Genomic DNA, 14172 nt, shown 5'->3' with positions numbered 1-14172 from the left:
AAGAAAGATGAGGAACTTCTGATATTCCTTATCTCTCAAAATGAGGGCATTTTGCTGGAAGTAGCACCTTACGTTATACGCAGGTTGCCGGGTTTCATCGGGCCAGTCCCTCCACCACTCTTGATAAGTTTGCTTTTGTTATTTTAAAATTTTAGCACAATTCGAATAAAAGTCAACCCGACTTTTTTTATAGGATTAATAAAAAATAAAAATGATGCTATTTTACTAGTATCCAGCCTGAAAAAAGACGCAAAAAAGCCGCTCCCCTTTAAAGGGAACACGGCTTTTATCACTTTTTCATCCAAGTTTTGGACTCGGGATTGACTTTCCATTTTTTCAGCTTTTCGGCATCCGCTTCACTAATATAGCCGCCGGCAAGAGCGGCTTCTGTCAAGGTGTCATAGTCAGTCAGTGTATCATAGTCGACATTTGCTTCACTGAAAGCGCTAGCTGCTTTGGGGAGGCCGTATGTGAAAATGGCGGTGACGCCCAGCACATCACATCCGGCCGCTTTTAACGCGGCTGCGGCTTCAAGAACGCTTCCGCCGGTTGAAATTAAATCTTCAATCACAACGACTTTCTGCCCTGCTTTGACTGCCCCTTCAATTTGGTTTCCTTTTCCGTGCGCCTTCGGCTTGCTTCTGACATAGCACATCGGCAGACGGAGTCTGTCAGCGGCGAGTGCGGCATGCGGGATACCCGCGGTCGCCGTACCGGCGATCATGTCCGCTTCCGGAAACTTGTCTTTTATCAGTTCGGCCAGACCTGAAGCGATGTCATCCCTCACTTCTGGATATGAAAGTGTCAGACGATTGTCGCAGTAGATCGGCGATAAGATGCCGCTCGCCCATGTAAACGGCTCATTCGGCCGCAGGAAAACCGCCTTGATCTTTAGTAGATGGTTTGCTATATCTGTTTTCATGCCTTCGTTCCCTCCCACTGAAGTGCTATTTTCTGATAGGCTGATACAGGGTCTTCAGCTTGTGTGATCGAACGGCCGACGACGATCGCTGAAACGCCATTTTCCCTTGCATAAGACGGCGTCGCCACTCTGACCTGATCATTGTTTTTGTCCTCCTCTAAGCGGATTCCCGGTGTGACGGTCAGAAAAGTAGGCGCCACAGCCTGATAGATGTGTTCGGCTTCATGAACGGAACAGACAACACCGTCAAGTCCGCTTTCTTCCGCCAGTCTGCTGTAGTGAAGAACGGTGTCATTCAGCGGCGTTTCTATCAGCAGTTCATGTTTAAGCATGTCTTGCGACGTGCTTGTCAGCTGTGTCACCGCGATTAAGGACGGCCGCTTTTGTCCTGCTGCTGTTCCTGCTTCAAGACCTTCCAGCGCCGCTTCCATCATTTGCTTCCCTCCAGCTGCGTGGACGTTGACTAAATTGACACCAAATCCCGCCAGCCTTTTCATTGCTTTATATACGGTCGTCGGAATGTCATGGCATTTTAAATCCAAGAAAATACGGCAGTCCCTCATGTTGAGTTCTTCAAGGACGGAAGGGCCTTCTTGATAAAAAAGCTCCATCCCAACCTTCACAAACAGTTTTTCTCCTTGAAAACGATCTAAAAATGCCAATGATTCCTGTGCTGATGCAAAATCAAGCGCGATGATGGGCGGCGTATGTTTCATCCTTCCAGCTCCTTCCGATACACTCGTTCAAAGATTTGTATCCGTATTTTTCTAAAACGCGCGGCAGATCCTTAATGATCTCCGGGCAGGCAAACGGATCGACGAAGTTGGCCGTGCCGACGGCGACCGCGCTTGCTCCAGCCAGCAAAAATTCGAGCGCATCTTCAGCAGACTGAACGCCGCCCATGCCGATAATCGGAATGCTGACTTTCTGGCTGACTTCATATACCATCCGGATCGCCACCGGTTTTACGGCAGGGCCTGATAATCCTCCGGTTTTATTGGCCAAGATCGGTTTTCCCGTTTTTAAATCCAGCCTCATGCCCACCAAAGTGTTAATCATTGTCAAGCCGTCCGCTCCCGCTTCTTCAATCGCAAGAGCGATTTCGGCAATGTCGGCGACATTCGGCGACAGTTTCACATAGACGGGCACCCTCGAAACCTCTTTAACCGCCTTCGTCAGCTCACTCGCCATTTCGGGACTCGTCCCGAAGGCGATTCCTCCGGTTTTTACGTTCGGGCAGGAAATATTGAGCTCAAGTGCGTGAACGTTCGGAGCCTTACTGATTTCTTCGGCAACCTCCACATAATCCTCAAGCTGCGAGCCGGCGACATTGGCTATAATCGGCGTGTCGAATTGTTCAAGCCATGGCAGCTCTCTCTCCATGACAGCCTGAAGACCCGGATTTTGCAGGCCGATCGCATTGAGCATGCCTGCCTGTGTCTCAGCGACTCTCGGTGTCGGATTTCCGAAGCGTGGCTCGCTCGTCGTCGCTTTAATCATGATTGCGCCAAGACAGGAAAGGTCGTAAAAGTTGGCAAACTCTTTTCCGAAGCCAAAGCAGCCTGAGGCCGGCATGATCGGATTTTTCAATTTAAGGCCTGGCAAATTCACTTCAAGCATTACAAAAGCACCTCCTGCGCTTTAAAAACAGGGCCGTCGAGACAAACTTTCACATACGATGTTTCACTTTGCTCCGTATGGCATACACAGGCAAAACAGGCGCCGATTCCGCAGCCCATCCGCTCTTCCATTGAAAGATAAACGTCTTTGTCCGGATAGCGATGTTTCAAAGCTTTCAACATCGGCGTCGGTCCGCAGGCAAGAAGGTAGTCAAACTGAAGCCCCTCGGCTTCGATGACGTCCGTAACAAACCCTTTTGATCCGTGTGTGCCGTCGGCAGTCGCGATATACACTTGTCCGTACTCACTGAATTCCCGCTCATAAAAGACATCTTTTGCCGAAGCAAATCCCAGCACGTGGATAACGCTGATCCCTTTCTTTGTCAGCTGTTTAGCAAGCTCGTAAAGGGGCGGCACACCGATGCCTCCTCCGACAAGCAATGCCGTTTTTCCGGGGTCGAGCGAATCGGCCGGAAATCCGTTTCCGAGCGGGCCAAGGACATCGACCTGATCACCTTTTTGTTTTGAAGAAAGAAGGCTTGTTCCTTCCCCTTCCTTGCGATAGATCATCGTGATCTCCTGCTTGGCCTTGTCAACATTTGCGATGCTGATCGGCCTTCTCAACAGCGGGGTCACAGAATCTGAGACTTTTAAGTGAAGGAACTGGCCGGGGGTGCTGCACGCGTCGGCAAGCTCTCCCCCAAGCACCAATTGATAAATGTCGTCGGCTATGCACTCGTTTGAACGAACCGTCATATATTCTTTTTTCATCTGACAATAGCCGCCTCTTGCTCGATCTTGGCCGCAGGCATATGATCTGCGCGGAAGCTCATGCTTTCAAGCACCCGCAAAATCGCTTCGGCGGTATCGAGGGATGTCAGGCAGGCCACTCCGTTTTCAACAGATTCACGTCTGATTCTGAAGCCGTCTCTTGCCGGCTGTTTTCCTTTTGTGAGCGTGTTGACGACGAACTGTGCTTCTCCGTTTCGGATGACGTCAAGCAGATTTGTGCCTTCTTCACCGATTTTACCGACGGTTTTAACCGGGACGGATGCTTCCCGCAAATAGCCGGCCGTTCCTTCTGTAGCCAAAATCTTGTAGCCGATGGCATGGAACCGTTTGGCGATCAAAAGCCCTTCCTCTTTATCTTTATCAGCAACGGTCAGAAGCACTGACCCGTAATTCGGAATCTGGATGCCTGATGCAATCAGTCCTTTGTAAAGCGCCTTTTCCAATGTGCTGTCTTTGCCCATGACTTCTCCAGTCGATTTCATTTCCGGTCCGAGAGTAATATCTACTCTTCTCAGCTTCGCGAACGAGAAGACCGGCACTTTGACATATACGCCTTCCTGTTCTTTTTGCAAGCCTTCTGTATAGCCCATGTCACCCAGCTTCCGGCCGAGAATGACTTTAGTCGCGAGATTCGCCATCGGAATTCCTGTGATTTTGCTGAGGAACGGCACCGTGCGGCTCGATCTCGGATTCACTTCAAGGACGTAAACTTCATCTTTTGATAAAACAAATTGAATGTTGAGCAGTCCGATAATGTTTAAGCCTTTCGCAAGTTCAATCGTATATTGTTCAATCTTTCTCTTAATTTCATCTGAAAGAGATTGCGGCGGGTACACGGCAATCGAGTCTCCCGAATGGACGCCGGCGCGTTCGATATGTTCCATAATGCCCGGAATGACGACCGTTTCACCGTCAGAGATTGCATCCACTTCGATTTCTTTTCCGATCAAATATTTATCGATTAATACAGGGTGCTGCGGATTAATCTTTACCGCGTTCTCCATGTAATGAAGAAGCTCTGCTTCATGGTAAACGATCTCCATCGCCCGTCCCCCGAGAACATACGATGGGCGGACAAGGACCGGATACCCGATATGAGCGGCGATTTCAACGGCGCCTTCTACAGATGTAGCGGTTTTTCCGAGCGGCTGCGGTACGTTCAGCGTTTCAAGCGCCTGTTCGAACTTGTCGCGGTCTTCTGCACGATCCAAATCTTCAAGCGACGTTCCAAGGATTTCAACTCCCCGCTCCGCCAGTTCATCGGCGAGGTTGATCGCTGTCTGCCCGCCAAACTGGACGACGACACCTTTCGGCTGCTCTAAATCAATGATATGCATGACATCTTCAACAGTGAGCGGCTCAAAATAAAGCTTGTCAGAAATGCTGAAGTCTGTTGAAACCGTCTCAGGGTTGTTGTTGATAATGATCGCTTCATAGCCGGCTTCTTTAATGGCCCAGACCGAATGAACGGTCGCATAGTCAAATTCGACTCCCTGGCCGATCCGGATCGGCCCTGAACCAAGAACGATGACGCTGTTTTTCTCCGTTCTGACTGATTCGTTTTCTTCTTCATACGCACTGTAGAAATACGGTGTTTCCGATTCAAATTCGGCCGCGCATGTATCGACCATTTTATAAACAGGCGTGATGCCGGCTTCTTTTCTTTTCTCATACAGCTTCTTTTCAGGCATCTCCCAGAGAAGACTGATGAAGCGGTCTGAGAAACCAAGTTCTTTCGCTTCTTTTAAGAGGCCGAGGTCGCCGCGCCCGGCTTTCAGCATCTCTTCAAAACGAATGATCCCCTCCAGCTTGTGCAGGAAAAACAGGTCAATCGCTGAAAATTCGTGGAGATCGTTGACTGTGTAGCCTCTTCTGAACGCCTCGGCCAAGTAAAAGAGTCGTTCGTCTCCCGCTTTTTTAATCCGTTTTTCGAGCACTTCATTCGTAATCTTAGCCGCATCTTTCAGCTCAAGGTGGTAGACATCCGCTTCAAGAGAACGGACCGCTTTAAGGAGTGATTCCTCCCACGTTCTTCCGATCGCCATCACCTCGCCCGTCGCTTTCATCTGTGTGCCGAGCTTACGGTTGGCCGATTCAAACTTGTCAAACGGCCAGCGCGGAATTTTTGAGACGACATAGTCGAGTGCAGGTTCAAAAGATGCGTACGTTTTCCCTGTAACAGGGTTCATCATTTCATCAAGAGACAGTCCGACGGCGATTTTGGCCGCCAGCTTTGCGATCGGATAGCCCGTCGCTTTTGAAGCAAGCGCTGATGAACGGCTGACCCGCGGGTTGACCTCGATGATGTAGTATTGAAAACTGTCCGGATCAAGCGCCAGCTGCACATTGCATCCGCCTTCGATTTCAAGCGCGCGGATGATTTTCAAGGACACATTGCGAAGCATTTGGTATTCCCGGTCGCTTAACGTCTGGCTCGGCGCGACAACGATGCTGTCCCCGGTATGAATCCCGACCGGATCGATGTTTTCCATATTGCAGACGACGATCGCGTGGTCGCTCGAGTCTCTCATGACTTCATACTCGATTTCTTTGTAGCCGGCGATGCTCTTTTCGAGCAGGCATTGATGAACCGGGCTCATTTTCAAGCCGTTCTCAACGATTTCCTTCAGCTCGTCCTCGTTTGAGCAGATACCTCCGCCTGTTCCGCCAAGCGTGTATGCCGGTCTAACGATGACGGGAAAACCGATGCGCTCGACAAACTCGTGCGCTTCATCGAGCGAGTGGATGATCTCGCTCTCCGGAACAGGCTCATTCAGTTCATTCATCAAGCTTCTGAACAAGTCGCGGTCCTCCGCTTTTTGGATCGCTGACAGTTTCGTGCCGAGCACTTCGACGCCGCACTCAGCCAAGATTCCGTGCTCTGACAGTTCGACCGCCAAGTTGAGGCCCGTCTGTCCGCCCAATGTCGGCAAAATCGCGTCCGGTCGTTCTTTGCGGATGATCCGTGTTAAGAATTCGAGCGTCAGCGGTTCGATATAAACACGGTCGGCCATTTCTGTATCCGTCATGATCGTTGCCGGATTTGAGTTGACGAGAATGACTTCATAGCCTTCTTCTTTTAAAGCGAGGCAGGCTTGGGTGCCCGCATAATCAAATTCCGCCGCCTGGCCGATAATAATCGGCCCTGATCCGATCACCAAAATCTTTTTGATATCTACGCGTTTAGGCATACCGCTTCCCCTTCTTTCTCTGTGGTTTCAATCATGTCTAAAAATTGATCAAATAAATGGTTTGCATCTTCAGGACCCGGTGAAGCTTCCGGATGGTATTGAACCGTGAACGCCGGTTCGTGTTTATGCTTGAGCCCTTCGATTGTGTCGTCGTTAATCGCCACATGCGTCACCTCAAGCGGCGTGTTTTCAACAGATGATACCGTGTAGCCGTGGTTTTGCGCCGTTATCGATACTCTTCCGGTTTCAAGCTCTTTGACCGGATGGTTGGAGCCACGGTGGCCGAATTTCATTTTCGCTGTCTTTGCTCCGCAGGCGAGTGCAAACAGCTGGTGGCCGAGGCAGATGCCGAATAAAGGAACCTTGCCGAGAATGTTTTGAATCATTTCAATCGCTTCCGGTACGTCTGTTGGATCTCCAGGTCCGTTTGACAGCATCACGCCGTCAGGCTTGAGCTGCATCACTTCTTCTGCCGTTGTATTATGGGGAACGACGATCACATCGCACTTGCGTTTGTTCAGTTCCCTTAAGATGCCGTGTTTCATTCCGAAATCTACGAGCACGATCCGTTTCCCTCTTCCAGGGCTCGGGTATGCCGTCTTTGTTGAAACTTGGCTGACCTGGTCGGTCGGAAGGCTTGTTTCTTTCAGCTTTTGAATCAATGCGTCCGCATCTTCGTCAGGGCTGGCAAATACTCCTTTCAGCGTACCCGCCGTTCTGATCATCCTCGTCAGCTTTCTCGTGTCAATCCCTGAGAGCCCCGGGATATTCTTCATTTTCAAATATTCATCAAGCGTATAAGCAGAACGCCAGTTTGACGGAAGTTGACATAACTCTTTTACAATAAACCCTTTGACATAAGGTGTGATCGATTCAAAATCGTCTCTGTTGATGCCGTAGTTTCCGATCAATGGGTACGTTAGGGTGACGATCTGTCCGCAGTACGACGGATCTGAAAGGATTTCCTGGTAGCCTGTCATCCCTGTGTTAAAAACGACTTCTCCCATGCTGTTTTCCAGACTGCCGAATGCTTCCCCTTCAAATATCGTGCCGTTTTCTAATACAAGACGTCTTTTCATTTTACAAGTCTCCCCTCTTGGTAAACGAGTTTTCCCTTCGCCATTGTCATGGCCGGCCAGCCAAAGCAGCTGATGCCGTCAAACGGTGTATTTTTTCCTTTAGAAAGAAAGGTGTTTTTATCAATTTTGTTTTCTCGTTCAAGATCAATCAGCGTGATATCAGCTGACCGCCCTGCTTCAAGTTTCCCATAAGGCAGTCCGAACGCTTCACAAGGCTTGATTGTCATATAATCAAGCAGCTGTTTCAAAGTCCATGAACCATTTTTGACAAAATGCGTGTAAAGAAGCGGAAAAGCCGTTTCCAAACCGACGATGCCAAATGGCGCAAGGCTCATCGACTGCTGTTTTTCCGCTTCTGTATGCGGCGCATGGTCTGTTGCGATGAAATCAATCGTACCGTCAAGCAAACCTTCCAGAAGCGCTTCTCTGTCTTCTGTGCTTCTGAGCGGCGGATTCATTTTGTAATTTGTATCAAGACCGGGGATGTCGCTGTCAGAAAGCAGCAAATGATGCGGTGTCACCTCTGCTGTCACACGGATTCCCGCTTTTTTGGCGTCACGGACGACTCTGACCGATTCCTTCGTGCTGATATGACAGACGTGGTAATGGCAGTCTGCCGCTTCCGCCAGCAGGACGTCCCTTGCAATATGAACCGCTTCACATACGGAAGGAATGCCGTTAAAGCCGTGAGTTTTCGCAAATGCTCCGTCATGGACGCTCCCGCCGTAGATCAGTGTATTGTCTTCACAATGGGCAACAATTGCTTGATTTAAAGAGGCCGCTTTTTTCATCGCCTCGAACATCATTCCCGCGCTCTGAATGCCGACGCCGTCATCGGTAAAGGCGAATGCACCGGCTTCTTTCAGTCCATCGAAATCAGTCATTTCTTCGCCGATCTGTCTGATGGTAATCGAGGCGTAAGGAAGAACTCTTACAGACGCCGTTTCTTCAATGCGGTTCATCAGCCATTCCATTTGTTTTTTCGTATCTGGCACAGGACGTGTATTCGGCATCGCGGCTACCGTGGTAAATCCGCCTCTTGCCGCAGCTTTTGCACCCGTTTCAATCGTCTCTTTTTTCTCTCCGCCCGGCTCTCTGAAGTGGACATGAAGATCGACAAACCCCGGGGAAACAAAAAGTCCCTCTGCATCAATAACCGTTTCCCCTGGTACAGCCTCAAGGCTGCCGATTTCGCTTATGGCTTCTCCGTCAATCCGGATGTCGCGCTGTACATTTTCGCCGTATTCATCCAACATGATTCCGTTTTTAATTAAATAAGACATAAGCTTGATCTCCCCTTTTTTCATTTTCGCCTTCTTCAAGCGCTCTTTTTAAAACCGCCATTCTGATATAAACACCGTTTTCCATCTGTTTAAAAATCCTTGACCGGGAGGATTCCACCAGTGTGCTGTCAATCTCAACACCGCGGTTGACCGGTGCCGGATGCATAATGACTGCATGCTTTTTCATCCGTTCCGCCCGCTCCAGCGACAATCCGAATGTTTGCAGATAATCGCGGTCTGCCGTTTTCCTCGTATGACGCTCATGCTGAATCCGAAGCAGCATGACGACATCTGAGTTTGCCACCGCTTCATCTGCCGATACATATGTCCCGTACGCATTATCCTCATCCCGCCATTCGTCAGGCCCGGAAAAAAGGACAGTCGCGCCGAGTCTTGTCAATACTTCGGCATTTGATCTGGCCACTCGGCTGTGTTTGATATCACCGTGGATCGATACAGTCAGTCCGTCAAATCTGTTAAACTCCTCGTGAATCGTCATTAAGTCGAGCAAAGATTGTGTTGGATGCTGGCCGCAGCCGTCTCCGGCATTGATCACCGGAATGCCGACATGTCCAACCAATTCCTCATAGTAGTGATCCTGGGAGTGTCTGATCACACACACATCAGCGCCGATGGATTCAAGCGTCCGCACCGTATCGTACAAAGTCTCTCCTTTTTGGACGCTTGTGGAAACACCGTCCAGATTTAAAATATTCATACCGAGTTTTTTCTCTGCGACTTCAAAGCTGAAGTGCGTCCTTGTACTCGGTTCAAAAAACAGATTGGCAGCAAACTTCCCGGAGAGGACGGAATCAGGCTTTCCTTTCTTCAGCTCTCTCGCCTCTTCAATCAGCCCGTAAATCTCCTCAAGACTAAGCTCGTTCATTGCAGTCAGATGTTTCATTTTTCTCCCCCTCTGCTTTTATCGATCTTTTTTGCAAAAAAACCCCAAACCATTGAGGCTTGGGGTACAGTGAATCAGAGAATGTGACAGCACTTCTCTTTCAGCAACCCTTTCAAGCCTCTCTGGACTTCATTTAAAAGGTCTTCTATATATGTTCTTCTATTTCGATCCCATCCTGATCTTCTCTTGATTCCGGCAGGACAAGGTTTAACACCACACCGACGATCGCCGCTAGCGCCATGCTGGACAGCTCAAATCCAGAAATTTTGATAAATGCGCCTCCGACGCCGATGACGAGAATGACAGATGAAATGATTAAGTTTCGTTTGTTTTCCAAATCAATTTTATGATCGATCAGCATGCGCAGCCCGCTTGAAGCGATGATGCCGAACAGCAGGAACGAAACGCCGCCCATGACTGCGGAAGGAACCGAGCTGATCAGCGCCGATATTTTGCCGATAAATCCGAAGCACAGTGCTATGACAGCGGCTCCTCCGATGACAAATACGCTGAATACCCTTGTTATCGCCAGGACGCCGATATTTTCGCCGTAAGTCGTTGTCGGCGGTCCGCCTAAGCATGATGCCAGTATCGTTGCGACGCTGTCGCCAAAGATTGAACGGTGAAGCCCCGGCTTTTGAATGAAATCCTGGCCGACAACTTTGCTTAACACCATTTGATGTCCGATATGTTCAGACATCGTCACAAAGGCAACAGGCACCATGGCTAGTCCGATGCCGAGAGCCGCTGCAGTCGGCGTATAATCAACAAACGGGACAACGAAATCCGGTACTGCAAACCATTTGGCGTCAACAACCATCTGGAAGTCTACGATTCCCTGGGTAAGAGCGAACAAGTACCCTCCGATAATCCCGATCAATACAGGGATCAGGCTGAAAAAGCCTCTTAAGAAAATCGCACAAATCACTGTCAGAGCAAGCGTAAATCCGGCTACACCGAAGTGTTTGGCGCTGTATACAAGCGTCTCTGCCCCAGGATTTTCGTACATTGCCATATTGACCGCCGTACTGGCAAGACCGAGTCCGATCACGATAATGACCGGTCCGACAACAATTGGAGGCAGCAGCTTCATCAGCCACTTCGTACCAAGCTGCTGGATCAGAAGGGCGATCAGCCCGTAGGCAATCCCCGCCATAAAGGCGCCGATCATGGCAGCCCCAGGCCCTCCGGCGGCTTTTGCCGCGATAATCGGGGCGATAAAAGCGAAGGAAGAACCTAAGTAAGCAGGGATCTGGCCTTTTGTAATCAGCAGATACGCCAGCGTTCCAAGACCGCTCGTTATCAGCGCGACCCCCGGGCTCAAGCCTACCAGCTTCGGCACGAGGATCGTCGCTCCGAACATGGCAAACAGATGCTGAAGGCTGAAGGATAGCCAATTTAACGGCTTTGGTACTTCTCTGACACCTAAGTTAACTTTTTTCCGACTCATATTTTTTCCTCCTGATGATCGACTCACTGTCTATGATGTCTTAATACCTGAAAAGAAAACGTCCATTAAAAAAACCTCTTTGCTGGGTGCAAAGAGGCAGACAAAGATCGTCACACTGCTGGTGACTTTCGTTTCTTCCCTCTTTGCAAACTCACTGGAATGCATTTAAAAAAGGATACAATCATTCATTTTTTGTAGATCGCCGCAAGGTCGCGGCCGTCGACTTCCTCGAGCTGAACCATGACCTTTTCGGCCTTTGAAGTCGGGATGTTTTTCCCGATAAAGTCTGCTCGGATCGGCAGCTCTCTATGTCCGCGGTCAACCAGTACCGCAAGCTGGATGGATGAAGGGCGTCCGACATCGACGAGCGCATCCATCGCTGCCCTGACCGTCCGTCCCGTATAAAGGACATCATCGACGACAATCACCTTTTGGTCGGTGATGTCCACCGGGATATCAGCGCCTTTGACTAGCGGTTCTTCATTGGACGTTTTTTTGGACAGATCGTCTCTGTACAGCGTAATATCGAGCTCTCCTACCGTCACACTGTTTCCTTCAATTTGTTCGATTCGCTCGGCAAGACGCTTCGCCAAGTAGATGCCTCTCGTCTTAATGCCGACAAGAATACAGTTGTTCATTCCCTTGTTTCGCTCAATCATCTCATGGGCGATTCTTGTCAGCGCCCTTCTGATCGCCTGTTCGTCAAGTACAACAGCCTTTTCTTGTTCCTCCATGACTTTAGCACCCCGTCTCTTGATAAGGATAAAACAAAAACCCCTTCTGCTAAAAAGGCAGAGAGGGGTTCTGTAAGCGAATCAAATCTTCACTTGTCCGATATCCTTCTCAGCCTCTCTGGACTGTGTTAAAGAATCTGATTTAACTTCATTTATTATTTCAAAAAAGAAATCGTCTGTCAATGATTATTTCGAAGATTGTCGAGAAGATTTTTCATATCCTCGGGCAAAGGAACCTTAAATTCAACATATTCCCCTGTGCGCGGGTGATCAAATCCCAAAACCCCGGCATGCAGAGCCTGCCCGTTGAAATCGATCGTTTTCTTAGGACCGTACTTAGGGTCCCCTGCCAGAGGGAAACCAATGTATTTCATATGCACACGAATTTGATGGGTTCTCCCTGTTTCCAGCTGGCACTCAACGACCGTAAAATCTTCGAACCGTTCTTTGACTTCAAAATGAGTCACGGCGTGTTTTCCGTTTTCTCTCGTTACCGTCATGCTTTGCCTGTCCTTTTTATCCCTGCCGATCGGCGCGTCGATTGTTCCGTGGTCATGAGGAATGATGCCGTGGACGAGCGCCGTATATTTTCTTGTCACCGTCTTGTTGACAAGCTGGTTCACTAGCGATTCATGGGCCATATCGTTTTTAGCAACCATCAACAGGCCTGATGTATCTTTATCGATCCGATGGACAATTCCTGGCCGCATAACGCCGTTGATGCCGGACAAGTCATCACAATGCGCCATCAAACCGTTGACAAGCGTTCCGGCCAAATGGCCGGGAGCCGGATGAACCACCATTCCGCGCGGTTTGTTGACGACAAGGACATCCTCATCTTCATAATAAATATTAAGATCCATCGGTTCAGCTTCGACATCAAGCGGCTCTGGATCGGGAACATCGACTTTGACCACATCTCCCGGCTGAACTTTATAATTGGCTTTGACTGCCTTTTCGTTGACTTGGACGCGTTCTTCCTTGATCCACTGCTGAACTTGAGTCCGCGACCAGTCTGTTTCTATCACGATCAAGTATTTATCAAGCCGTTCACTTTTATGATCTTCATGAACGGTCATTTCATAATGCTCCATTTTACAGCTCCTTCTTCTTCTTTCCGTCTAACAGCATTTGTATAAATAAGAGCAGGACACCGATGCATAAAGACGAATCAGCGATGTTGAAAATCGGGTAATGATAGTTGACGATCGTTACATGGATAAAGTCGACAACTTCTTGTCTGACTACACGGTCGATAAAATTGCCGATGGCTCCGCCAAGCATCAATCCGAGCGCCGTTCCAAGCAGGACCTGCCCCTTTGCATGCTTTTGGATGTAGTAGACGATGCCGATAATGACAACCGTTGTTATAATGTAAAAAAACCACATCTGCCCTTCAAGAATGCCCCATGCGGCACCTGTATTCCGATGCGAGGTGATCTGAAAGAAGCCGTCTAGGACAGGAATGCTTTCTCCATACTCCATCTTGCTGACGACAAGCCATTTGGTTAATTGATCGATACCGATCATAATCAGTGCAATTATGTAATAGGGCACAGACTGTTCCTCCAGTTTCTGTTTCTCTTCATTTAAGCATTTTATCAAGAAAAAGAATAGGAGTAAAGGAATATTCGTTGACATCCTTAAAGAGGGCTGCACATCACGCCCTCTTTAAGAACCGTTGTCCCATTATCACGAATACAGTGCATGACTGTATCCCTCATCGGTTTCAGCCCAGATGGGCAGCGTCTTTTTTTCAAACTGAATATGGTACAGAAAATCGTTCGCCGTTCTTGCTGTTGGCAGAACGGCAAGCTTTGAAAGAGGGATCTCCTGGCCTGTTTCCTCACAAATACCATATGTTCCATTTTCTATTTTAGAAAGGGCCAAAAGCACATCCTGTAGTTCTTCTTTTACATGATACATGAGAGTCGCCTGCTGATATGCATTGATGTTTTGAGAATGTTGTTGAAAAAAGGAATACTCAAATAGTCTTGATTCCAGTTCTTCCTTCGTTTGAAGAAGCTCTGTATGAATCTTTGACAGCTGATGATCCACCTGAATCAACTCCTGCTCTTCGCGTTGTGCCTTTAGTGTTGCCGACAAATCGAATCTCCAAGCTGATAAGATTTTTCCTGACGTTCAAAACGATGTCAGCTTTGGGATGATGCTTTCTTAAAATGCTTTAAAAAAGCGGT

Annotated in this window: 13 protein-coding genes and 1 riboswitch; all 13 genes read right to left on the bottom strand. The window is 48.8% G+C overall.

What is annotated here, in order from left to right:
- Window positions 1-25: 25 nt before the first annotated feature.
- Window positions 26-130: riboswitch (SAM riboswitch) on the bottom strand.
- 159 nt (window positions 131-289) lie between these two features.
- A complete protein-coding gene (gene pyrE / locus BTA30_RS06525) occupies window positions 290-922 on the bottom strand; it encodes an orotate phosphoribosyltransferase (RefSeq protein ID WP_076760457.1) in 633 nt (210 codons plus the stop codon).
- The gene (pyrF, locus tag BTA30_RS06520; RefSeq protein WP_076760456.1) at window positions 919-1638 is read right to left on the bottom strand and encodes an orotidine-5'-phosphate decarboxylase; all 720 of its coding nucleotides are present in this window, start codon (window positions 1636-1638) and stop codon (window positions 919-921) included. Before pyrF ends, pyrE begins: the two co-directional genes overlap by 4 nt.
- Window positions 1607-2542 (bottom strand): dihydroorotate dehydrogenase, encoded by a 936-nt coding sequence (locus BTA30_RS06515; RefSeq protein WP_076760455.1) that lies wholly within the window; start codon window positions 2540-2542, stop codon window positions 1607-1609. Before BTA30_RS06515 ends, pyrF begins: the two co-directional genes overlap by 32 nt.
- On the bottom strand, window positions 2542-3312 hold the full coding sequence (locus BTA30_RS06510; RefSeq protein ID WP_076760454.1) for a dihydroorotate dehydrogenase electron transfer subunit: 771 nt from the start codon (window positions 3310-3312) through the stop codon (window positions 2542-2544). The genes BTA30_RS06515 and BTA30_RS06510 overlap by 1 nt, the downstream gene beginning before the upstream one ends.
- Entirely contained in the window at window positions 3309-6524 is a 3216-nt protein-coding gene (carB, locus tag BTA30_RS06505) for a carbamoyl-phosphate synthase large subunit (RefSeq protein WP_076760453.1), read from the bottom strand. The genes BTA30_RS06510 and carB overlap by 4 nt, the downstream gene beginning before the upstream one ends.
- Window positions 6509-7603, bottom strand: a complete 1095-nt coding sequence (locus BTA30_RS06500) for a carbamoyl phosphate synthase small subunit (protein ID WP_076760452.1) — start codon at window positions 7601-7603, stop codon at window positions 6509-6511. The genes carB and BTA30_RS06500 overlap by 16 nt, the downstream gene beginning before the upstream one ends.
- Window positions 7600-8886, bottom strand: coding sequence for a dihydroorotase (gene pyrC, locus BTA30_RS06495; RefSeq protein ID WP_076760921.1), 1287 nt, complete (start codon window positions 8884-8886; stop codon window positions 7600-7602). The genes BTA30_RS06500 and pyrC overlap by 4 nt, the downstream gene beginning before the upstream one ends.
- Window positions 8870-9790, bottom strand: coding sequence for an aspartate carbamoyltransferase catalytic subunit (locus tag BTA30_RS06490; RefSeq protein ID WP_076760451.1), 921 nt, complete (start codon window positions 9788-9790; stop codon window positions 8870-8872). Before BTA30_RS06490 ends, pyrC begins: the two co-directional genes overlap by 17 nt.
- Before the next feature lie 145 nt (window positions 9791-9935).
- On the bottom strand, window positions 9936-11240 hold the full coding sequence (gene pyrP, locus BTA30_RS06485) for a uracil permease PyrP (RefSeq protein WP_076760450.1): 1305 nt from the start codon (window positions 11238-11240) through the stop codon (window positions 9936-9938).
- Window positions 11241-11425: 185 nt separating this feature from the next.
- The gene (gene pyrR / locus BTA30_RS06480; RefSeq protein WP_076760449.1) at window positions 11426-11974 is read right to left on the bottom strand and encodes a bifunctional pyr operon transcriptional regulator/uracil phosphoribosyltransferase PyrR; all 549 of its coding nucleotides are present in this window, start codon (window positions 11972-11974) and stop codon (window positions 11426-11428) included.
- Between the two features lie 179 nt (window positions 11975-12153).
- The gene (locus tag BTA30_RS06475) at window positions 12154-13068 is read right to left on the bottom strand and encodes an RluA family pseudouridine synthase (protein WP_076760448.1); all 915 of its coding nucleotides are present in this window, start codon (window positions 13066-13068) and stop codon (window positions 12154-12156) included.
- Window position 13069: 1 nt separating this feature from the next.
- On the bottom strand, window positions 13070-13615 hold the full coding sequence (gene lspA / locus BTA30_RS06470; RefSeq protein WP_223831615.1) for a signal peptidase II: 546 nt from the start codon (window positions 13613-13615) through the stop codon (window positions 13070-13072).
- Between the two features lie 51 nt (window positions 13616-13666).
- Window positions 13667-14032, bottom strand: a complete 366-nt coding sequence (locus tag BTA30_RS06465; RefSeq protein ID WP_076760919.1) for a TraR/DksA family transcriptional regulator — start codon at window positions 14030-14032, stop codon at window positions 13667-13669.
- Window positions 14033-14172: the final 140 nt, after the last annotated feature.

The organism is Bacillus swezeyi (assembly GCF_001969815.1).
GTDB classification, from domain to species: Bacteria; Bacillota; Bacilli; order Bacillales; family Bacillaceae; genus Bacillus; species Bacillus swezeyi.
Note: the sequence above shows the minus strand (reverse complement) of the source record. Positions and strands in the feature narration are given on the sequence as shown.